Source organism: Arthrobacter sp. UYNi723 (assembly GCF_054057635.1).
In genome coordinates, this window is sequence record NZ_JBSRZM010000012.1 from 36,648 (window position 1) to 57,289 (window position 20,642).

Sequence of the window (20,642 nt, forward strand, 5' to 3'; positions counted from 1 at the left end):
TCTTCCGCAGCGGTTTCCCAAGTGGCCGCCCCGCAGCTGAGCATGCCGCCCGCGCCCGCCTTTGGCCGGCGGTCCATCGGGGATGTCCTCACTAGCGCGGCCGCCAGCCTAGGGGTAGAAGGTTTCGCGAACACCCTGGGCCTTCCGCCGGCGTCGCGCGTCTGCGTGGTCCTGGCCGACGGCCTGGGCCGGAACCTGCTCAAACAGAAGTCTGCCCACACACCCTTCCTGCGCTCCGTGATGCATTCCGGGCAGGGGGAAGTTCCCGTCTGGCTGGACTCCACGTTCCCCTCAACCACGGCCGCTGCCCTTGCCAGCTTCGGCACAGGACTCCCGCCAGGCCAGCACGGAATGGTGGGCTATGACGTCCTGGACCCGGACCAGGACAAAGTCGTCAACATGCTCGGCAACTGGGATGCCAAGGTGGACCCCGCTGAGTGGCAGCCGTTTCCTACCGTCTTCGAACGAGCCGCCGAATCCGTTAATGTGACCACGGTCAGCCTGCCGCAGTTCGGCAACTCGCCCATGACGCAGGCGGCCCTCCGCGGCGGGAATTTCGTCTCAGCCGTGACGGCCCACGCGCGAACAGAAGCCGCCGCCGAAGCCATGGACACCGCCGGCAAGTCCCTGATGTACTTCTACGTCAACGAACTGGATAAGGCCGGCCACCGGCACGGTTGCCAGTCTGAACAGTGGGAACACCAGCTCGAAGAGCTTGACGCAACCGTCAAACGGCTCAACGCGTCGCTCCCGGCCGGGACCACCGTCCTCCTCACGGCGGACCACGGGATGCTCGACGTCCCGGAACAGCAGCGGATCGACTTCTCGGCGGACGCGTCGCTTGTTGACGGCGTGCGGCATACGGCGGGGGAGCCCCGGATGGTCCATCTCTACCTTGAGGATCCGTCAGACGCCGTGGGCCGGGAGCGCTTGCTGGGTGCGTGGCGTGCCCGTTTCGGCGACAGGATCTGGGCCTTTACCCGGGAGGATGCCATCGCCGCCGGTCTGTTCGGGATGCTGCGCCCCGCCGTCGGGCCCCGGATTGGCGACATCATGATTGCGGCGCGGGACGCGCTGGCCCTCTACGACACCCGCCGCGGGCGCCCCGCCGCCATGGAGGTGGTGGGCCAGCACGGCTCGCTGACCAAAGCCGAACGCGAAGTGCCGCTGCTGTGCTTTACGGCAGAAGGCAGGCCACGGCGACGCTGAGGCGTCAGTCCCGCTTGGTCCCGAAGACGATCTCGTCCCAGCTGGGAACCGTGGACCGCTTCGGTTTTGCGGGCTGCCGTTCAGGCTGGTCCGCGTCATGGTCGTGGTGCTGGCCGGATCCTGCGTCGTCGGTGCCGGCCGCGTAGGCTGCCCGGCGCGGGCTGCCGCCGCCCAGCAGTTCGTCCAGGCCCACGTTCGGCGCGGGACGCCCCGGAGCTGTCTCGCCGGGGGCACCCTGCCCTGCGGGACGAAGCGGGGACGCCACAATGGTGATTTCCCTCGTGTCGGTACTGACGCCGTCGTGCAGTTTCAGGACGTCGTCATCCTCTGAGTCCCGGTGCGGCGGGATGAGGCTCAGCCGGGACAGCATTGACGGCCGCGCGTCGCGCTTGCGGGTGAGGGGATCTGCTGCTGCTGCGGCGGGCAGGGCATCGTCCGGCGAGGTGGACTCGGCGGGAGTTGCCTCCCGGGTTTCCGGCTCGTGGCGGTGCTGTTCCTTGGAGTCCGGTTCAGGGACCACCTCCGAGGGGCGTGGATGGGCAGCGGGCACGCCGTGGGTAAGCAACAGCGCCAAGGCGTCGTCCGCGTCTTCGTCGACGCCCAGGCGCTGGCCGCGGCGCGAACGGAGCATGTCCAGGAGACCGTCGGATTCCCTGGCCTGCGGGACGGAATGCGGACCGGTGGAATTTCGGGCGGCGGCTGCTTCCGCGTCGGTTTCAAAGTCAAACGGCCGGTCCGAGACGGCAGTGAGGCGGCGGGCCGGAACGGGGCCGTCCAGCGGTTCCAGCTCACTGAGCTGCTGGGCCCAGCGGTTGGCGTTCTGCAGCGACTTGCGGGCCGGACTGAACGTCCACTGCGCAGGCGGCTCTTCGCCGATGCCGGAGGTGCCGTCCTTTTTGGTTTCGAAACGGGCCACCACGGTCCAGTTGCCGTCCTGGCGCCGCCACGAATCCCATTCCACGGTGGAAGGTTCAATCCCGTGGGCTGAGAGCCGGTGGTTGACCATGTCGTGGAGGGAAGCCGGGTGGTCGCCGAAAATGGAGCGGTAGGTGTCATGGCCGGGGGAGGGCGAAGCCACTTCCACCTTCCGCGCCTGTTGCGCTACATACTCCCGCTCGGCAAGGACAGGGCCCTCGTACCGCTCGACTTTTGCGAGGGGAAGCCCGGAAAGCTCAGCCACCTCCGATGCGGTGGCACCGCTGCGGATCCGTGACTGGATGTCCCGCGGGGACATGGCAATGGGCGCAGCCGCGGAAGCGGTCTTCGCCGAAGACCGGCTGGCCGTCCGCAGTGCTTCATCGATCGGCAGCTGGAACATCTCGCCGCCGGCACCGCTCAACAGGAGATGCTCCCCGTCGTCGTGTACGCCTACAAGCCGTAGATCCTGCATACAAATCCTCCACCCTGGCATTACTATCAATCGAAACTCTGCCACTCACCGGCACCCTTTTGGGTTAGGAGCAAGGGCGCGCCGCGATATTCCGGCACTTTCGGACGCCAGTGCGGTCAGCATAGGGGGTTTGCGCAGTGCCAGCGGACCGGACCCGCGCGGAAGTCTGGATTTTGCCGCGAGCATCGCGCGCATGCGGAAGGATGTGCCCACGCCGGGGCACAAACATGAAGTGTCCGGCGTTATCAAGGGTGTCACCCGCTGACCGGAAAGGAACGGAGTTAAGCCGAGATGGCCACCGACTACGATGCGCCGCGAAAATCCGAAGAAGACCTCACCGAGGATTCGCTGGAGGATATGAAAACCCGGCGATCAGATAACCCGACGGCCGCGGTTGATGTGGACGAAAGCGACCTCGCCGCAGGCTACGAGCTTCCCGGGGCGGACCTGTCCGGCGAAGAGCTGCTGGTTCTGGTGGTGCCTCCACAGGCTGACGAATTTACGTGTTCCTCGTGCTTCCTGGTCCGGCACCGTTCGCAGATTGCGCGGGAAAAAGACGGCCACTTCTATTGCAAGGAGTGCGAGGGCTGATCCGGGGTGCCTATTTCCGCGAAAGCGCGGCAGCGAGTTCCTCGGGCCGCCTGGACGACGTCAGCCAATAGGGGGTCCGGTCAGACGGGTCCGTGATTTCGATCCGCACCACCGGGTCGATCCAGCCACGGATGCACAGGTAGGCGAGGCCATTGAGCCGGGTTCCCCGCTGGGCCGTGGCGTCCTTGCCGTGGAACGCTGCCGCGTCGCCGACGAAGCGGCGCTCAATGGTGGCGCGTCCTACCGTCAAGGCGTCACTGGTGACCAGGATCGTCGGAGTGGACAGCACCAGCAGGACAGCCATGATGGTGAACAGGACGCCGGCCGCCGTATAGCCCGCAATCATGCTGATCGGGGCGAAAACGAGGATCCCGGCACCGGAGATCCCTGCCGCGATGATCCAGATCCAGACGTTCGGCCACAGCCTCTCCCGGAAAACTGCCGGGGTGCCGGCAGAGGGGGCGTCAGGGACGGGCGCGGTGGAGCTGGATTCGGGCATGCCCCCAGCTTTCCACCTTTGGCTGGCTATTTCATCTTGGGTTCATCCTGTCTTGGCCTGCGGCGTCCCCTTGAATCTAGGACGGAACTGTGGCTGGGCGTTAGAGTGAGTGACTGTGACTGACGAACTTGCCACTGTTGAAACCGTTCCTGACAATGAGCTGGCCGGCTCGGCGCCGGATACAGCCGCAGCCTACGGGGCCCCGACGCTGCAGGTGCAGCTGAAAATGCTCGACGCCGGGCTGGAGGCACCCTCCTATGCCCACCCCGGCGATGCGGGAGCTGACCTGCGGGCCCGGGAAGATGTGGTTCTGGCACCGGGGGAGCGGAAGCTGGTGGCTACCGGTGTTTCCATCGCGCTGCCGGACGGGTTTGTAGCCCTGATCCACCCGCGCTCCGGCCTGGCCACGAAGCATGGGCTGACTATCGTCAATGCGCCCGGCACTGTGGATGCCGGTTATCGCGGGGAAATTTCCGTGACCCTCCTCAATACCGATTCCAGGAACGCCATCGAGCTGCGGCGCGGCGATAGAATTGCACAGATGGTGATCCAGCGGGTGGAATATGCGCAGTTTGTCCCCGTCAACGAATTGAGCGAATCTGTGCGGGGAGCCGGCGGATTCGGATCCACCGGCGGCTTCACCTCGTCAAACGCCTGACACCCGCCGACGGCGGCAACCAGCGTTGGTTGCCCGCGGCAGTAAGACTTCCGACGGTACCCCCGGGCCGGCGAGTCACTTTCACAACTAAGGAGACAAACCCCATGGTTTTTGGGCTCGGCAGGAAATCAAAGAAGGAACAATCGGCCGACCCGGACGAATCCCAGGCCTCAGCGGAATCAACGGATTCCGCTGACACGGCCTCGGCGGACGCCGGGCGTCGGGTCTCGGGCCCCTTTGATGTTTCCGAGGTCTCCAGCCGCGAGGGCTATGTTGACCTCGGTGCGCTGCTGATTTCCCCGAGCGAGGGGCTCCAGCTACGGCTCGAAGTTGAGGAAGCCACCCAGCGCGTGGTCGCTGTGACCATGGACCTGAACGGCTCCAGCCTTCAGCTGCAGGCGTTTGCTGCTCCCAAGACCGAGGGACTGTGGGACGAGATCCGCGAACAGATCGGTCAGTCCGTGGGAAGCCAGGGCGGGCAGGTTGAAGAAGTCCAGGGTGGCTTCGGAACCGAACTGATCGCCAAACTGCCCGCCGGTGCACAGGACGGCAGCCAGGGCTACCGGGTGGCGCGCTTCATAGGCATCGACGGGCCGCGGTGGTTCCTGCGCGGCGTCCTGGGCGGCGCGGCAGCGATGGAGCGCGAGGCTGCGGCACCGCTTGAGTCCCTTTTCCGCAAGATTGTGGTCATCCGGGGCGACAGCCCCATGCCGCCCCGGGACCTGCTTCAGCTGCGGCTGCCCAAGGATGCCAGCGTCACCCCGCCGCCTGCTGCCCCCGAATTCAATGCCCCCGAGTTCAAGGGCCCCGAACGTGGTCCGGAAACCACCCAGATTGGCTGATTCCCGCCAAGGTCCCCAGGACTCCTCCCCGGACGCGGGGATGCCGGTCAGCCGGCTGCCGGAACGGGGGAGGGTGGTGTGCCAGGGGCACATCGAATCGGTCACCTACATGCCCGCGGACCAGAACGCGGCATTCACCGCCATTGTCTCGGACCCCGACATTCGCGAGTCGGGCGCCAAACCGGCCCAGGGAACGGGTGGCCGCCTGCGTGTGGTCTGGCTGGGGCGGCGCAGGGTGCCGGGCATCGAGGCCGGGACCGTAGTCCGCCTTGAGGGCATGCTGTCCCAAAGCCAAGGCCTGCCCACCATGTTCAATCCACGCTATGAAATACTTTCCCGCCAGGAGAACGAATGACCTCGCCCCAGCAGCCCGAGCCGTCCGAACAGCCCGAGCCGTCCGCGGTGAAGGGTCTTGCTGAGGGCTATGCAGCCAAGGCCGGCCTGCACCGCACCCATGACGGCCGGATCGATGTCCTCAAGAGCGCCGGAGGAATCCAGGGCATCGCCGAGAGCATTGTGCCCGGCCTGGTCTTCCTGATCGCCTTTACCATCACGCGGGACCTGACGCCGTCGCTGGTGGCCGCGCTGGCCTCCGCCGCGGTGTTTACGGTGGTCCGACTCGTCCAGCGGCGCCCGCTGACCCAGGCCCTCGCCGGCGTGGTGGGGGTGGGAATCTCGGCCTGGCTCGCCAACACTACGGGCAAGGCCGAGGACTTCTACCTGCCGGGCTTCTTCACGAACACCGCCTACATCCTCGCCATGGTGATCTCCATCGCGATCAAGTGGCCGGTGGCCGGCCTGCTGTTCGGGATCATCCGCAACGAAGGGCTGGACTGGCGCAAGGATCCCGCGCGGCTTAAGGCTTACCGCCTGGGCACGTGGATCATCGTGGCTGTCCTGGTACTTCGGCTGATCGTTCAGGTTCCCCTGTACCTGATGGGCGAGGACGGACTCGCCGCCCTGGCCACGACCCGCCTGATCATGGGGGCGCCGCTCTATATCCTCGGCGTCTGGATCGCGTGGCTGCTCACCCGGCCGGTACCGGCGGATGCCGACGCCCCGACGTCGGATCAGCCGCCGAAGCCGTCGTCCTCCGGCGCCTGAGTTTCGGCAGGCTGCACGCCTTCGGGCTCATGGGAGGCCTCTTCCGCTGATTCGGGCGACAGCAGCGCACGCAACTGATCCTCGGCCGCGATAGTGGTGACGAAAAACAATTCGTCTCCGCCATCGATCACGTCATCTCGGCTGGGAGTGATGGGCGCGTGGTCCCGGAGGATTGCCACCAGCGTGGCGTCCTCGGGCCAATGGATGTCGCCCACCGTCAGGCCAATGACGTGCGAATCGTGCGGCACCGTGAACTCCACCAGCGAAGCGACGCCGGTCTGCAGCGTCAGGAGCCGGACCAGGTCACCGATCTCCACCGCTTCCTCCACAAGCGCGGTCATCAGCTGGGGGGTGTTGACGGCAACGTCCACGCCCCAGGAGTCGTTGAACATCCAGTCGTTCTTGGGGTTGTTGACCCGGCCCACCGTGCGGCCCACGCCGAATTCGGTCTTGGCCAGGAGTGAGACCACCAGGTTCACCTTGTCATCGCCCGTGGCTGAAACAACGACGTCGGCGTCCTCCACTTTCGCTCCCTGCAGGGTGCTGAGCTCGCAAGCGTCGCCCACGAGCCAGTGCGCGCCGCGCAGCCCGCTGCGTCCGATGACCTCAGGCTTGAGGTCGATCAGCAGGATTTCGTGCTTGTGGGCCAGCAGTTCCCTGGCGATCGATGACCCGACGCTGCCGGCGCCGACGATAACAACTTTCACTACAACTCCTTGGCGGGTGCTTTGGCCAGAATCTGGGCGACCTGGGAACTGCGGTCCACCGGCAGCATGGCGTGGACTGTGTCGCCGTCCTGGTACGAAGTCCCGGTTTCGGGGAGCATGCCCTCGCCGAACCTGGTGAGGTATGCCACCCGGATGTCGGCAGCTTTTTCGACCTCGCTGATCCGGTGGCCGATCCAGCCGGCGTCGAGGTCCACTTCGGCGAGGACCAGCCGGCCGGAAGGCTCGCGGAAATCGCCGGCGAGATGCTGTTCGGGCAGGATGCGGCGCAAGACCTGGTCTGCGCTCCACCTGACGGCTGCCACGGTGGGGATGCCGAGCCGTTGATAGATTTCTGCCCGGCCGGGGTCGTAGATCCTGGCCACAACGTGGGGGACGTGGAAGGTCTCGCGCGCCACGCGGGTGGCCAGGATGTTGGAGTTGTCACCGCTTGAAACGGCCGCGAAGGCGTACGCCTCTGCCACGCCGGCCTGCTGGAGCGTGTCCCGGTCGAAGCCCACACCGGTGACTTTCCGGCCCGTGAAGCCCTGCCGAAGCCGGCGGAACGCGCGGTCATCCTGGTCGATGATGGCGACGGAATGACCGGCGTCTTCCAGCGTGTGCGCCAGAGTGGCCCCTACCCGGCCACATCCCATGATCACGAAATGCGCCACCGTATCTCCTCAACTTCCGTAGCCTGTTGCTGCTGCTAGAACTCTACCGGCAGCGCGCGTGCTGCATCCGCCCGGACGCCGTCATGACATGGGCGGGGAATCAGACTAGCTTTGTGGAGTGCTGACTATATTGAATGCCGTGAAACGGGTGCTGGTGGGCAGGCCCTTCAGGAATGACAGGCTCGCCCATACCTTGCTCCCCAAACGGATAGCACTCCCGGTTTTCGCTTCCGACGCACTGTCATCCGTGGCCTATGCCCCCGATGAAATCCTGCTCACCCTGGCCTTGGCCGGCGTGAGTGCAGTGGCCTTTTCGCCGTGGGTGGGCCTGGCCGTCATGGTTGTCCTCCTCACGGTGGTGGCGTCATACCGGCAGAACGTACACGCTTACCCTTCCGGCGGCGGAGACTACGAGATCGCCAACGAAAACCTGGGCAAGTTTTCCGGGCTGACCGTGGCCTCAGCCCTCCTGGTGGACTACGTCCTGACGGTGGCCGTCTCGATGTCCTCGGCGGCCACCTACCTCACCACGGCGGTGCCTTCCCTGCATGGGCAACAGGCCCTGTTCGCCACCATCGGCGTCGTAATCCTTGCCCTCGTCAACCTCCGTGGCATCAAGGAAGCCGGCAGCGTTTTCGCTGTCCCCACGTACATTTTTATGGCGGCGATCCTCGGCATGACAGCGGTGGGCGTCTTCCAGGCCGCGACAGGCCAGCTGGGCGAAGCACCGTCGGCGGCCTTCGAGATTGTGCCGGCGCCCGGTTTCGACGAAGGGCTGGTGGGCCTGGCCGGCGCCTTCCTCCTGCTCCGGGCGTTCTCCTCCGGCGCCGCCGCGCTGACCGGCATTGAGGCCATCAGCAACGGTGTGCCGAACTTCCAGAAACCGAAGAGCAAAAACGCGGCCACCACGCTGTTGCTGCTCGGCGTCATCGCCTCGTCCATGCTGGCCGGCATCATCTTTCTGGCCAACGCCACGAAGGTGCACATCGTGCTGGATCCGGCGACGGAATTCCTGATGAACGGCCTGCCGTTGCCGGAGGATTACATCCAGAGTCCTGCCATCAGCCAGATCGCCCAGACCATCTTCGGCCCGGGATCAATCCTGTTCTTCATCGTGGTCGCCGCCACCGGTGTGATCCTGGTGTTCGCCTCGAACACCGCGTTCAACGGGTTCCCGGTACTTGGCTCCATCCTGGCCCAGGACGGCTACCTGCCGCGCCAGCTGCGGACCAGGGGAGACCGCCTGGCGTTCAGCAACGGTGTCCTTGCCCTGGCCGCCGGAGCGCTGGTGCTGATCCTCGCGTTCAACGGCGACGTCACCAAGCTGATCCAGCTCTACATCGTGGGCGTCTTTATCTCCTTTACCCTCAGCCAACTGGGCATGATCCGGCATTGGGGGAGGCACCTCAAGCTCGCCAAGGACAAAGCCACCCGACGCCGGATGGTGAAGTCCCGCACCATCAACAGCATCGGGTTCGGCATGACGTCCCTGGTGCTGGTGATCGTGCTGATCACCAAGTTCCAGCAAGGCGCGTGGATCGCGCTGCTGGCCATGTTCATCCTGTTCCTGATCATGTGGAGCATCCGGGCACACTATGACAACGTGGCCAAGGAACTGGCCGTGGACGAGGACTCCTCGCCGCGTGCCCTGCCATCCAGGGTCCACGCGGTACTGCTGGTGTCCCACGTGCGCAAGCCGGTGTTGCGTGCCCTGGCCTACGCCCGGGCGTCGAGGCCGTCGCGGCTGGACGCCATCACGGTGGACATCAACGCCGAGGAAACCGCGCACACGGTTGCCGACTGGGAAAAGCTGGAGATCCCCGTGCCGCTGACCGTCCTCGCCAGCCCGTACCGGGAAACCATCACGCCCATCATGGAATACGTCAAGAACATGCGCCGTGATTCCCCCCGCGACCTGATCGTGGTCTACATCCCCGAATACGTGGTCGGCAAATGGTGGGAACAGCTGGTTCACAACCAGACGGCGCTGCGCATCAAAACCCGGCTGCACTTTGAACCTGGCGTGATGGTGGCCAGTGTCCCGTGGCAGTTGAAATCGTCCGAAGAAGCCAAAAACATGCAGGATATCCGATGAACCCCCAGACCCAGACCCACTCCCCAGCTGCCACGGCAGCCCCCACCGAACTGGTGCTCGACGTCGGCCCGGTGGCCCACGGCGGCCACTGTGTGGCCCGGCACGAGGGCAGGGTGATCTTTGTCCGGCACGGCATCCCCGGCGAAAAGGTACGCGTCCGCCTCACCGACGCGGGGGAGTCTGCCAAGTTCTGGCGCGCCGACGTTGTGGAGGTGCTGGAAGCCTCCCCGGACCGGGTGGAGCACTTCTGGCGTCCGGCGGACTCCCTCCGCGCCTGGGCCCACGGGCATCCGCCGGTGGGCGGGGCCGAATTCGGCCACATCTCCCTGGCCCGCCAGCGCACGCTCAAGTCGGCGGTACTGGCTGAACAGCTTCAGCGGCTCGCCGCCGTCGAACGCCTGCCCGACGGGCTGGACCTCGGAAACCTCGTGGAGGCTGTGGAGGCTGTGGACGCGGGCGGGCGGGATTCCAGCCTGGGGACGGATTCAACATACGACGCCGGCACTGGCCTGGGGTGGCGGACGCGCGCCAGCTTCTCGGTGACTCCGGGCGGCAAACTTGGCATGCACGCGCACCGTTCCGACCACGTCATTGCCGTCCGGGAGATGCCGCTCGCAACGGAGCGCATCAACCGGCTGCGCTTGTGGGACCTTGACCTGACTGGCATCGAACGCGTGGAGGTGGCGGCGCCGTCGAACGGTTCACGCCCACTGGTGCTGCTGGCTCCTGCACCCGGCACCAAGCCCAAGCGGCTCAGCGCCATTGCGGCCCAGCTTCCGGACGACGTCTCCGTGGCCACATTCGACCCCCTGACCGGCGAAGTTGCGCAGCTGCGCGGCCGGACCTGGGTCCAGGAGTCGGCGGCCGGCCACGACTACAGGGTTACCGGCGCCGGTTTCTGGCAGATCCACCGCGACGCGCCCGGGACGCTTGTGGGGGCCATCACAGAATTCCTCCACAATGGCGGATTCCTGGCGCCGGGTTCCGTGGTGGCAGACCTCTACGCCGGCGCTGGGCTGTTCACGGCTCCGTTGGCTGACGCGGTGGGGGAGACCGGCTCGGTTCTCTCGGTGGAAGGCGCACCGGGAACCAGCCGGGACGCCCGCAAGAACCTTCACGGTGCGCCGCAGGTGGAGATTGAGCACGGCCGGGTGGAACGTGTCCTCCGCCAAAAGCCGCGGAATTTCGACGCCATTGTGCTGGACCCGCCCCGGGCGGGCGCCGGGAAGCCCGTGGTCAGCCAGCTGATCGCCGCCGGGCCCCGCGCCATCGCCTACGTGTCCTGTGATCCGGCGTCGTTTGCCCGGGATGTGGGGTACTTCCAGCAGGCAGGCTGGTCCCTGGCGGGCCTGCGGGCCTTCGATCTCTATCCGCACACCCACCACCTGGAGACGGTGGCGTTGCTGACGCCGGGTCAGTGATGCTACTAGGATTGCGGTAGTAATCCCACGTCGCGCCCCGTATTCACGGCTGACCTCCTGCAATTTTTGTGGCCAGCACTAATTAGGCCTGCCTAACTAGAAAGCGGTCTACCGCGCGACAAAGATGAAACTGTTGCGAGAGGAGTCCTGCGATGAGCACTGTGGACAGCTTCGGTTCAAAAGGCAAACTTAATGTAGCCGGAACCGAATACGAAATTTTCCGGTTGAACTCCGTTGAAGGTGCAGAAAACCTTCCGTTCAGCCTCAAGGTATTGCTTGAAAACCTGTTGAGGACCGAGGACGGCGCGAACATCACTGCCGATCACGTGCGTGCCTTGGCTGGCTGGGATCCCAATGCCCAGCCCGATACAGAAATCCAGTTCACGCCTGCCCGCGTGATCATGCAGGACTTCACCGGCGTCCCCTGCGTGGTGGACCTGGCGACAATGCGTGAAGCGGTCAAGGAACTCGGCGGCGACCCCAAGCGGGTCAACCCCCTCGCTCCTGCGGAAATGGTCATTGACCACTCCGTGCAGATCGACGCTTTCGGCAACTCCGGCGCACTGGAGCGCAACATGGAGATCGAATACCAGCGCAACGGCGAGCGTTACCAGTTCCTGCGCTGGGGCCAGACAGCATTCGACGACTTCAAGGTTGTTCCCCCGGGAACCGGCATTGTGCACCAGGTCAACATCGAATACCTGGCCCGCACGGTCATGACCCGTGAAATTGACGGCGTCCTCCGGGCGTACCCCGACACCTGCGTCGGCACCGATTCGCACACCACCATGGTCAATGGCCTGGGTGTACTGGGCTGGGGCGTTGGCGGCATCGAAGCCGAAGCGGCCATGCTGGGACAGCCTGTCTCGATGCTCATCCCTCGTGTTGTGGGTTTCAAGCTGACCGGGTCCATTCCGGCCGGCGCCACGGCCACGGACGTGGTGCTGACCATCACCGAGCAGCTGCGCAAGCACGGTGTTGTGGGCAAGTTCGTGGAATTCTATGGCGAAGGTGTTGCGGCAGTGCCGCTGGCCAACCGCGCCACCATCGGCAACATGAGCCCGGAATTCGGCTCCACCGCCGCAATGTTCCCCATCGACGACGTCACATTGGATTACCTGCGCCTCACCGGCCGGTCCGAGCAGAACGTTGCCCTCGTGGAGTCCTACGCGAAGGAGCAGGGCCTCTGGCACGACCCGTCCAAGGTGATCAAGTTCTCCGAGTACCTCGAGCTGGACCTGTCCACGGTTGTTCCCTCCATCTCCGGCCCCAAGCGTCCCCAGGACCGCATTGAGCTGACGGATGCCAAGGAACAGTTCCGCAAGGACATCCACAGCTACGTCGCCATCGAAGACGGCAGCGTGGACGAGTCACTGGACGAGTCCTTCCCCGCATCGGACGCGCCGTCGTTCACGCACGCCGACTCGCACACCACCGAGACCAGCCGTGTTGTGTCCGCAGCGAACGGCGCCCACGGGCGTCCGTCCAACCCGGTGCACATCAAGACTGAAGACGGCCGCGAGTTCGAGCTGGACCACGGAGCGGTATCCATCGCCTCGATCACGTCCTGCACGAACACGTCCAACCCTTCGGTGATGCTGGCCGCAGCCCTGCTGGCCCGCAACGCCGTCGACAAAGGCCTGACCTCGAAGCCGTGGGTCAAGACCTCCGTGGCTCCCGGGTCCAAGGTTGTCACCGACTACTACAACAAGTCTGGCCTGACCCCGTACCTCGAGAAGCTCGGCTTCTACATCGTGGGTTACGGCTGCGCCACCTGCATCGGCAACTCCGGACCGCTGGACGCCGAAATCTCCGAGGCCATCCAGGCCAACGACCTTTCCGTCACAGCGGTGCTTTCCGGTAACCGCAACTTCGAAGGCCGGATCAACCCGGACGTGAAGATGAACTACCTGGCCTCCCCGCCGCTGGTCATCGCCTACGCCCTGGCCGGTTCCATGGACTTCGACTTCGACACCGATTCCCTGGGCACCGACTCCGAAGGCAACGAGGTCTTCCTGAAGGACATCTGGCCCAACCCGGTTGAGGTCCAGCAGGTCATCGACTCCTCGATCGACAAGGACATGTTCGCCCGCGGCTACGAGGGCGTTTTTGACGGCGACGCACGCTGGAAGGCGCTCGACACCCCGGCCGGCGACACCTTCGCCTGGGATCCGAACTCCACCTACGTCCGTAAGCCCCCGTACTTCGACGGCATAAAGGCGCAGCCGGAACCCGTCCAGGACATCTCCGGCGCGCGCGTGCTGCTGAAGCTGGGCGATTCGGTCACCACCGACCACATCTCCCCGGCCGGTTCCTTCAAGTCGGACACCCCTGCCGGCCAGTACCTGCTGGCGAACGGTGTGGAGCGCAAGGACTTCAACTCCTACGGCTCACGCCGTGGCAACCACGAAGTCATGATCCGCGGCACGTTCGCGAACATCCGCATCAAGAACCAGATCCTGGACGGCGTCGAAGGTGGCTTCACCCGCGACTTCACCCAGGCTGACGGCCCGCAGGCCTATGTCTACGACGCCGCGCAGAACTACCAGGCAGCCGGCACCCCGCTGGTGGTCCTGGCTGGCAAGGAATACGGTTCCGGATCCTCGCGTGACTGGGCAGCGAAGGGCACCGCCCTCCTGGGCGTCAAGGCCGTCGTCGCCGAGAGCTACGAACGTATCCACCGCTCCAACCTGATCGGCATGGGCGTCCTGCCCCTGCAGTACCCGGCTGGAGAATCCGCAGCCACCCTGGGGCTGACCGGCACGGAAACCTTCTCGGTTGAGGGCGTCATTGCCCTGAACGAGGGGACCACGCCCAAGACCCTCAAGGTCACCGCCACCGCTGAAGACGGCTCCGCCAAGTCCTTCGATGCAGTACTCCGCATCGATACTCCGGGCGAAGCCGACTACTACCGCAATGGCGGCATCCTGCAGTACGTCCTGCGCCAGATCTCGGCCAACTAGCCGGAATCTGAACCCACGCAGTACTCTTTCGAAGCCCCGGCCGGTCACCGACCAGCCGGGGCTTCGGCTTTGCATTTTCCGCGAGGCGTTAGAGTTAACAGGCACGTCTACCACCCGAAGGAGGGGTCATTGGGAATCTTGGACACCATCCGGAATCCGCAGGACCTGAACCAGCTGTCTCAAGGGCAGCTCGAAGAGCTGGCCGCTGAGGTCAGGAGTTTCCTGATCACCAACGTCTCCCAGACAGGTGGACACCTCGGACCGAACCTCGGCGTTGTGGAACTGACCCTGGCCGTGCACCGCATCTTCGATTCGCCCCGGGACAGCATTGTGTTCGACACGGGCCACCAGTCCTATGTGCACAAGCTCCTCACCGGCCGCCAGGACTTCAGTACCCTGCGCCAGCAGGGCGGCATGTCCGGCTACCCGTCCCGCGCCGAGTCCGAGCATGACATTGTGGAAAGCTCGCATGCTTCCTCCTCCCTCTCCTGGGCGGACGGCATATCCCGTGCCAGGCAGCTCACCGGCGAGTCGGAGCGATACACCGTCGCCGTCGTCGGAGACGGGGCGCTGACCGGCGGCATGGCCTGGGAAGCCATCAACAACATTGCGGCGGACAAGCGCCGCCGCGTGGTGATCGTGGTCAACGACAACGGCCGCTCCTATGCCCCCACAGTGGGCGGCTTCGCAGATTACCTTGCCTCACTGCGCCCCACCATCGACTCTTTCCGCGCCGCCCCTGCCTATGAGGGCACGCTGGACTGGTGGAAGAAGAAGCTCCAGAACGGCGGCCCCATAGGCCAGTTCACCTACAAGAGCCTGCACGCCATGAAAAAGGGCATCAAGGACTGGTGGGCGCCGCAGGGCATGTTCGAAGACCTCGGCATGAAGTACATCGGCCCCGTTGACGGCCACAACCTGCAGGCCATGGAGCACGCCCTGTCCACGGCCAGGAACTACGCCGGACCCGTGATTGTCCACGCCATGACCGAGAAGGGCCACGGCTACGCCCCGGCCAGGGCCCATGAAGCGGACCAGTTCCACGCCGTCGGCATCATCGATCCGGAGACAGGCGAACCGACCGGAGTTTCCGGGGCACAGTCCTGGACGTCTGTTTTTGCTGACGAGATCGCGAAGATCGCCGACGAACGCACCGACATTGTGGGCATCACCGGGGCCATGCTCATTCCCGTGGGCCTGCACAAGTTTGCGGCCAAGCACCCGGACCGCGTGATCGACGTCGGCATCGCCGAGCAGCATGCGCTGACGTCCGCCGCCGGCATGGCTTTCGGCGGGCTCCACCCCGTAGTGGCCGTGTATGCCACCTTCCTGAACCGTGCCTTTGACCAGCTCCTCATGGACGTGGCACTGCACAAAGCCGGCGTCACCATCGTCCTGGACCGGGCCGGCGTCACCGGCCCGGACGGGGCCAGCCATCATGGCATGTGGGACATGGCAATGGTCCAGATCGTGCCCGGACTCCACCTCGCCGCGCCGCGCGACGCCTCCCGGCTGCGGGAAGAGCTGCGCGAGGCCGTGGCCATCAATGACGCCCCCACTGTGGTGCGCTTCTCCAAGGGCACCGTGGGCGCCGAGCTGGAAGCCATCGAACGCCTGGGCGACGGAGTTGACGTGCTGGCCCGCCGGCCGGCCGGCTCCACCGAAAACGACGTCCTGATCGTCAGCGTCGGAGCCATGTCCGAACTGGCCCTGGACGTGTCCAACCGCCTGGGCGCCCAAGGCATCAGCACCACCGTGGTGGACCCGCGCTGGGTGCTGCCGGTGCGGCGTTCCATCATTGCGCTGGCCTCCCACCACCGGCTGGTCATCTGCATCGAGGACGGTGTCAGGGCGGGCGGCGTCGGATCGCGGATCCGGCAGGAAATGCGCGCCGCCGGCGTGGACACCGCCCTGAACGAGGTGGGGCTCCCTGCGGAGTTCCTGGACCACGGCACGCGCAGCCAGGTGCTGGAGCGCGTCGGGCTGACGGCCCAGCAGATCACGCACGACGTCGTCGCCCAGGTTCTGGGCACAAAAGTCCCCTTCGCGCGCCCCCTGCCAGGCCAGGAACACCCCACCACCGGCAGCCTGCCGATCCTGTGAGGGAAGAGGACGCACTGAAGTATCCGGCCGCCGTCGGGGATTCAAGCCCGGCGAGGCACACCAGCACCACCCGCGTTCCCGCGGGACTGCAGCCAGGCCAGCTGGTGGTGGCCCGGAACCGGAAATGGAATGGAAAAGCCCACTGGGTGGTCCCGGGGCGGTACCTCGGCGAAGACCGGCACGGCTGGTGGATCTTCCAGGGGACCAACGAATTCTGTTCGCGTCCGGGCGCTGCCTTTTACACAGCATCCGACGCCGTGCTCCTGGTGCCGCGGTCAGGAGACTGGGTGGCCACGTTCTACGACGACGCCCACCCCAGCGGGGTCAGGGTCTACGTTGACCTCGCCGTCTCCCACGAGTGGACGGACATCCGGCCCGCGGTCACCGAGTTCCATGTGATCGACATGGACCTGGACGTGATCCGCATGGCCGGCCGGGGCGTCTTCATCGATGACCAGGACGAGTTCGCCGTGCACCGCATCGCCATGAACTACCCGGACCGGCTGGTGGATGACATCCAGGCCGCCGCCGATGAGCTTTATCAGGCCGTCAAGGCACAGCACGCACCATTCGACGGAACAGATGCCGGATGGTTCACGAAGGGACGGTCATGAGCGGAATCATCAGGGTCTACAAACGGGACGACGAGGGAGTACTGCACTTCCGTGAAGGCTGGTTCGACGAGGACTACAGCCAGTTCGTGATGAACTACGGCGTGGTTGGCCACCAGAGCAAAACCGAAGAGACCGATGTGGCTGACGCCGCTGCGGTGGAGGGCCTCATGGATGCCTTTGCCGTGCAGTGCGCAGAGGACGGCTTCGCCGAAATCCCCGACGAGGACCAGTTCTGGGTGGTGGCGCAGTTCGCCCTCAAAACCAAGGAGGGCACCGACCGTGACCGCTACCTTGAGGAAAAGGCGAAAGACGCCCTCATCAGCCACCTGGCCTGGCGCGGCCTGGGAACCGTGGAACGCTCCGAGTTCGGCGACTACAAACTGAACATCGTCTGCCTCTGCCCCGACGTGAACAAAGCCGTCAGCGCCATCAAGGTCTGCAGCCGCGGAGAAGACCTCGACTTCACCAAGCTCAGCATCGGCGCCGCCCCGTACAGCGAACCGGACCACTTCAAACTCAAACACTCCGCGAAGCCTGCCAACACCTTCAGCCTCTAGAGGGGAAATCCATGCCTGACTACCGACGCCTGGGAAACTCCGGGCTGACCGTCTCCGTGGTGGGGCTCGGCTGCAACAACCTGGGCCGTGCCCACACGGTGACCGAATCGCAGGCGGGGACTGACGCCGTCGTCCGTGCCGCCCTCGACGCCGGGGTGACGCTTTTCGATGTTGCCGACAACTACGGGCGCGAACCCGGACTCAGCGAGACGATGCTGGGCAAGGCCCTGGCCGGCAATCGGGATGATGCGGTGGTAGCCACCAAGTTCGGCATGGACGTCCGGGGTGCCAATGGCAACGACTTTGGGGCCCGGGGGTCCCGGCGCTACATAGTCCGTGCGGTGGAGGCCTCGCTGCGGCGGCTGGGCACGGACTGGATCGACCTTTATCAGTTCCACACGCCTGACCCGCTGACCCCCATCGAGGAGACGCTGAGTACCCTCGATGACCTTGTCTCCAGCGGCAAGGTCCGCTACATCGGACACTCCAACCGCGCCGGCTGGCAGATCGCCGAGGCGGAATTTGTGGCCCGGGCCGCCGGCGGCACACGTTTCATTTCGACGCAGAACCACTACAACCTCCTGGACCGGCGGGCGGAACTCGAGGTCACGCCGGCGGCAGAAGCCTACGGCCTGGGTGTCCTGCCCTACTTCCCGCTAGCCAACGGCCTGCTGACGGGCAAATATTCGCCGGGCTCGGCTCCGGCCGGATCACGGCTGAGCCATACACGGACCAACATGGTGCACGACGCCGACTGGGACCAGCTGCAGCGTTTCAGTTCCTTCGCGGCCGACCGCGACCTGACCGAGATCCAGGTGGCCTTCTCCTGGCTCGCGGCCCAGCCTGCCGTCAGCAGCGTGATCGCCGGGGCCACCCGGCCGGAGCAGGTCCGCGAAAATGCGGCCGCTGTTGCCTGGGTGCCGTCGCCGACGGAACGCGCCGAACTGGATGCGATCTTCCCGAAGGTCCCCAAAGTGGCACTCTTTTAGGAAACCCTGACGATGACCAAGCTACTGCTGGACGTGGATACCGGGATCGACGATGCCCTGGCGCTGGCTTACCTGGCCTCCTTGCCGGAGGTGGAGTTCGTGGCGGTGACGGCGTCGCCCGGGAACGTGGACGCCCACCAGGTGGCGCGAAACACGCTCGCCATGCTGGAGCTGTGCGGACGCACAGGGGTGGAGGTCGCCGTCGGCGCATTCGCTCCGCTGAGCATTCCGCTGGTGACCACGCCGGAAACCCATGGACCCCAGGGCATTGGCCACGCCGTCCTGCCGCCGCCGTCCGGGTCGGTCGCGGCGCGGCACGCCGCCGACCTGTGGGTGGAGGCGGCCCGTGCACATCCGGGGGAGCTCACGGCCCTGATCACGGCGCCGCTGACGAACTTCGCGCTGGCCATCCGCCGCGAACCTCGGCTGCCCGAAATGCTGGGCAAGGTAGTGATCATGGGCGGCAGCTTCTACCACCAGGGGAACACCACTCCCACCGCCGAATGGAATACGCACGTTGATCCGCAGGCGGCCAAGGAAGTTTATGCGGCCTACCGCGGCCTGCCGGTAGACCGGCTGCCCATTGTCTGTTCACTGGACACCACTGAGCGGATCGAGCTGCGGCCGGAGCATGTGTTGCGGCTCGCGGAGGCGGCCGGCTGCGGTGAGCGGGAGCTGGTCCTGCCGAAGCAGCCTGAAGGGCTCAGGAGCACGGCCGACAGTCCGCTGGTGCGGCACCTGTCCGATGCGCTGCGCTTCTACTTTGAGTTCCACCGTCTCTACGGCCAGGGCTACCTGGCGCACGTCCACGACTACTTCGCCGCCGGTGTGGCCGCCGGGACGCTCGATTACGCAACCCGCCTGGCCACCGTGGACGTCGAGGTTGAATCGCCCCTGCTGATGGGGACCACCGTGGCCGATTACCGGAACCTGTGGAGTCACCCGCCAAATGCCCGGATCGTCTCGGACAACAACCCTGAGCAGGCCTTCGGGGAATTGATACGGTCCGTCGGCGGCCTCGCGGCGCGGCTGCGCTGAACGTTCGCCCTACAGCGGCGCGTTTTCAGGCAAGTCCACGTCCAGCGCGAGCAGGGCGTTCTCCACTACTTCCATGAGGGCCGGATGGATCCAGTACGGTCCCCGCGCGAGCTGGTGGACCGATACGTCGGTGGCCATCGCCTGGATCAGCGGCTGGATCAGGAGCGAGGCCTCGTGGCCCATGATGTGCGCGCCGAGCAGGCGGCCGGTGGACCGCTCGGCCACAAGCTTGACCACCCCTTCCTCGTCCTCGATGGCCCAGCCATAGGCAGTGGAGCCGTAGTCCTGGACGGCGGTCACAACGTCTGTCCCGGCTGTTGCCTGGGACCGGGTTTCCTCCTCGGTCAGGCCCACGGAGGCCACCTGCGGATTGCTGAATACCGCAAACGGCGCCGCGGTGTAGTTGATGGTCCGGAGCCGGTCCGGGTGTTCCAGGTTGTGCGCCACCACCCGGGCCTCCCGGTTGGCGACGTGCTTGAGCTGGTAGCTGTTGGCGATGTCACCCAGGGCATAGACACCCTCAACGGGCTTGCCGCCGGCGAGGACCCGGAGGTCCACGGACAGGGTGTGGTCCTCATCCAGGTCAAAGCCGGCGGCGTCCACGCCCAGCCGGTCCGTGTTCGGCACCCGACCGGTAGCCATCAGGACGATGTCCGCCGCGACCCGCAGCGGTATGCCGTCGTCGTCCGCGAACACCACGGTGACACTGCCGTCGCCGTTGTCCTCCACTGCCCGGAGCGAGAAGCCAAACCTGAGGTGTGCACCTGCGGCAGGCCGATCCCCGGGACATCGTGGAGCACGGCCCGGGATCCCGCGGCCACCACCACCCGGTCCGCGGTGAGCTCCACCCCGGAATCAGTGGTGAGCGTCCGTGGACCGGTGAACCGGACGTGTTCCTGGTACAGGTCCACATGGGCCAGATCATCGGCCCGGTACCGGCGGCCGGACTCGGAGATCGCATCGATCCGGCCAAAGATCCTGTCCTGCAGTTCATTCCAGCGCACCTTGTCCAGGCTCAGGTCCACGCCCAGCCGGGCGGCTTCCCTGGGCGCGGCGGCCAAGGAGGCCGGGTAGACAAACATCTTCGTGGGGATGCAGCCGACGTTCAGGCACATCGTACGGCCGGCTGCTGCCAGCGGACGGACGGTAGTGCGGAACCTAATGGCGGGGTTGCCTCCAAGGACCAGCACG

The 20,642-nt window shown here is 65.6% G+C and carries 20 protein-coding genes; 14 read left to right on the forward strand and 6 right to left on the reverse strand.

What is annotated here, in order from left to right; all coding sequences use genetic code 11:
• Nucleotides 1-42: 42 nt before the first annotated feature.
• Nucleotides 43-1,209 carry an alkaline phosphatase family protein gene (locus tag ACVWY0_RS11040; protein WP_485836792.1) on the forward strand — a complete coding sequence of 389 codons (1,167 nt, stop codon included), beginning with the start codon at nt 43-45 and terminating at the stop codon, nt 1,207-1,209.
• Nucleotides 1,210-1,213: 4 nt separating this feature from the next.
• On the opposite strand, the gene sepH is transcribed toward ACVWY0_RS11040, so the two are convergent.
• Complete coding sequence (gene sepH / locus ACVWY0_RS11045) at nt 1,214-2,599, reverse strand: septation protein SepH (RefSeq protein ID WP_485836731.1); 1,386 nt, start codon at nt 2,597-2,599, stop codon at nt 1,214-1,216.
• A gap of 291 nt (nt 2,600-2,890) precedes the next feature.
• On the opposite strand from sepH, the gene ACVWY0_RS11050 reads away from it, so the two are divergent.
• On the forward strand, nt 2,891-3,190 hold the full coding sequence (locus ACVWY0_RS11050) for a DUF4193 domain-containing protein (protein WP_485836732.1): 300 nt from the start codon (nt 2,891-2,893) through the stop codon (nt 3,188-3,190).
• Between the two features lie 10 nt (nt 3,191-3,200).
• Here the strand turns inward: ACVWY0_RS11050 and ACVWY0_RS11055 are convergent, their stop codons facing one another.
• Nucleotides 3,201-3,689: a DUF3093 domain-containing protein gene (locus tag ACVWY0_RS11055; RefSeq protein WP_485836733.1), complete on the reverse strand. Its 489-nt coding sequence runs from the start codon at nt 3,687-3,689 to the stop codon at nt 3,201-3,203.
• Nucleotides 3,690-3,804: 115 nt separating this feature from the next.
• Here ACVWY0_RS11055 and dut point away from each other — a divergent pair, with 115 nt between their 5' ends.
• From dut to ACVWY0_RS11075, 4 genes are all read left to right on the forward strand, one after another.
• Entirely contained in the window at nt 3,805-4,347 is a 543-nt protein-coding gene (dut, locus tag ACVWY0_RS11060; protein ID WP_485836734.1) for a dUTP diphosphatase, read from the forward strand.
• A gap of 104 nt (nt 4,348-4,451) precedes the next feature.
• Nucleotides 4,452-5,189: a DUF3710 domain-containing protein gene (locus tag ACVWY0_RS11065; RefSeq protein WP_485836735.1), complete on the forward strand. Its 738-nt coding sequence runs from the start codon at nt 4,452-4,454 to the stop codon at nt 5,187-5,189.
• Nucleotides 5,182-5,544 carry a single stranded DNA-binding domain-containing protein gene (locus tag ACVWY0_RS11070; RefSeq protein ID WP_485836736.1) on the forward strand — a complete coding sequence of 121 codons (363 nt, stop codon included), beginning with the start codon at nt 5,182-5,184 and terminating at the stop codon, nt 5,542-5,544. The genes ACVWY0_RS11065 and ACVWY0_RS11070 overlap by 8 nt, the downstream gene beginning before the upstream one ends.
• Nucleotides 5,541-6,293, forward strand: coding sequence for a DUF3159 domain-containing protein (locus tag ACVWY0_RS11075; RefSeq protein ID WP_485836737.1), 753 nt, complete (start codon nt 5,541-5,543; stop codon nt 6,291-6,293). The genes ACVWY0_RS11070 and ACVWY0_RS11075 overlap by 4 nt, the downstream gene beginning before the upstream one ends.
• Here the strand turns inward: ACVWY0_RS11075 and ACVWY0_RS11080 are convergent.
• Complete coding sequence (locus ACVWY0_RS11080) at nt 6,260-7,000, reverse strand: potassium channel family protein (RefSeq protein ID WP_485836738.1); 741 nt, start codon at nt 6,998-7,000, stop codon at nt 6,260-6,262. The two genes, ACVWY0_RS11075 and ACVWY0_RS11080, sit on opposite strands and share 34 nt — an antisense overlap.
• Nucleotides 7,000-7,671: a potassium channel family protein gene (locus ACVWY0_RS11085; RefSeq protein ID WP_056345371.1), complete on the reverse strand. Its 672-nt coding sequence runs from the start codon at nt 7,669-7,671 to the stop codon at nt 7,000-7,002. The genes ACVWY0_RS11080 and ACVWY0_RS11085 overlap by 1 nt, the downstream gene beginning before the upstream one ends.
• 118 nt (nt 7,672-7,789) lie before the next feature.
• On the opposite strand from ACVWY0_RS11085, the gene ACVWY0_RS11090 reads away from it, so the two are divergent.
• The 8 genes from ACVWY0_RS11090 (at nt 7,790) to ACVWY0_RS11125 (ending at nt 19,451) form a co-directional block, all read left to right on the forward strand.
• Entirely contained in the window at nt 7,790-9,766 is a 1,977-nt protein-coding gene (locus ACVWY0_RS11090; protein WP_058929324.1) for an APC family permease, read from the forward strand.
• The gene (locus ACVWY0_RS11095) at nt 9,763-11,187 is read left to right on the forward strand and encodes a class I SAM-dependent RNA methyltransferase (protein WP_485836739.1); all 1,425 of its coding nucleotides are present in this window, start codon (nt 9,763-9,765) and stop codon (nt 11,185-11,187) included. The genes ACVWY0_RS11090 and ACVWY0_RS11095 overlap by 4 nt, the downstream gene beginning before the upstream one ends.
• 152 nt (nt 11,188-11,339) lie before the next feature.
• A complete protein-coding gene (gene acnA / locus ACVWY0_RS11100; protein ID WP_485836740.1) occupies nt 11,340-14,150 on the forward strand; it encodes an aconitate hydratase AcnA in 2,811 nt (936 codons plus the stop codon).
• A gap of 129 nt (nt 14,151-14,279) precedes the next feature.
• Nucleotides 14,280-16,253, forward strand: coding sequence for a 1-deoxy-D-xylulose-5-phosphate synthase (gene dxs / locus ACVWY0_RS11105; RefSeq protein WP_485836741.1), 1,974 nt, complete (start codon nt 14,280-14,282; stop codon nt 16,251-16,253).
• The gene (locus ACVWY0_RS11110) at nt 16,250-16,867 is read left to right on the forward strand and encodes a DUF402 domain-containing protein (protein ID WP_485836742.1); all 618 of its coding nucleotides are present in this window, start codon (nt 16,250-16,252) and stop codon (nt 16,865-16,867) included. Before dxs ends, ACVWY0_RS11110 begins: the two co-directional genes overlap by 4 nt.
• Nucleotides 16,864-17,424 (forward strand): hypothetical protein, encoded by a 561-nt coding sequence (locus tag ACVWY0_RS11115; RefSeq protein WP_485836743.1) that lies wholly within the window; start codon nt 16,864-16,866, stop codon nt 17,422-17,424. The genes ACVWY0_RS11110 and ACVWY0_RS11115 overlap by 4 nt, the downstream gene beginning before the upstream one ends.
• 11 nt (nt 17,425-17,435) lie before the next feature.
• Nucleotides 17,436-18,413 carry an aldo/keto reductase gene (locus tag ACVWY0_RS11120; protein WP_485836744.1) on the forward strand — a complete coding sequence of 326 codons (978 nt, stop codon included), beginning with the start codon at nt 17,436-17,438 and terminating at the stop codon, nt 18,411-18,413.
• Between the two features lie 12 nt (nt 18,414-18,425).
• Nucleotides 18,426-19,451 carry a nucleoside hydrolase gene (locus ACVWY0_RS11125; protein ID WP_485836745.1) on the forward strand — a complete coding sequence of 342 codons (1,026 nt, stop codon included), beginning with the start codon at nt 18,426-18,428 and terminating at the stop codon, nt 19,449-19,451.
• Nucleotides 19,452-19,460: 9 nt separating this feature from the next.
• Here the strand turns inward: ACVWY0_RS11125 and ACVWY0_RS11130 are convergent, their stop codons facing one another.
• Both ACVWY0_RS11130 and ACVWY0_RS11135 read right to left on the reverse strand, forming a co-directional pair.
• Entirely contained in the window at nt 19,461-20,180 is a 720-nt protein-coding gene (locus tag ACVWY0_RS11130) for an FAD-dependent oxidoreductase (RefSeq protein WP_485836746.1), read from the reverse strand.
• A complete protein-coding gene (locus ACVWY0_RS11135; RefSeq protein WP_485836747.1) occupies nt 20,093-20,641 on the reverse strand; it encodes an FAD-dependent oxidoreductase in 549 nt (182 codons plus the stop codon). Before ACVWY0_RS11135 ends, ACVWY0_RS11130 begins: the two co-directional genes overlap by 88 nt.
• Between the last annotated feature and the right edge of the window lies 1 nt (nt 20,642).

Coding starts and splice junctions, on each gene's coding strand:
- ACVWY0_RS11040 (WP_485836792.1), top strand. CDS start 43: ATGCCGCCCGCGCCCGCCTTTGGCCGGCGGTCCATCGGGGATGTCCTC.
- sepH (WP_485836731.1), bottom strand. CDS start 2,599: ATGCAGGATCTACGGCTTGTAGGCGTACACGACGACGGGGAGCATCTC.
- ACVWY0_RS11050 (WP_485836732.1), top strand. CDS start 2,891: ATGGCCACCGACTACGATGCGCCGCGAAAATCCGAAGAAGACCTCACC.
- ACVWY0_RS11055 (WP_485836733.1), bottom strand. CDS start 3,689: ATGCCCGAATCCAGCTCCACCGCGCCCGTCCCTGACGCCCCCTCTGCC.
- ACVWY0_RS11065 (WP_485836735.1), top strand. CDS start 4,452: ATGGTTTTTGGGCTCGGCAGGAAATCAAAGAAGGAACAATCGGCCGAC.
- ACVWY0_RS11075 (WP_485836737.1), top strand. CDS start 5,541: ATGACCTCGCCCCAGCAGCCCGAGCCGTCCGAACAGCCCGAGCCGTCC.
- ACVWY0_RS11095 (WP_485836739.1), top strand. CDS start 9,763: ATGAACCCCCAGACCCAGACCCACTCCCCAGCTGCCACGGCAGCCCCC.
- acnA (WP_485836740.1), top strand. CDS start 11,340: ATGAGCACTGTGGACAGCTTCGGTTCAAAAGGCAAACTTAATGTAGCC.
- ACVWY0_RS11115 (WP_485836743.1), top strand. CDS start 16,864: ATGAGCGGAATCATCAGGGTCTACAAACGGGACGACGAGGGAGTACTG.
- ACVWY0_RS11120 (WP_485836744.1), top strand. CDS start 17,436: ATGCCTGACTACCGACGCCTGGGAAACTCCGGGCTGACCGTCTCCGTG.
- ACVWY0_RS11125 (WP_485836745.1), top strand. CDS start 18,426: ATGACCAAGCTACTGCTGGACGTGGATACCGGGATCGACGATGCCCTG.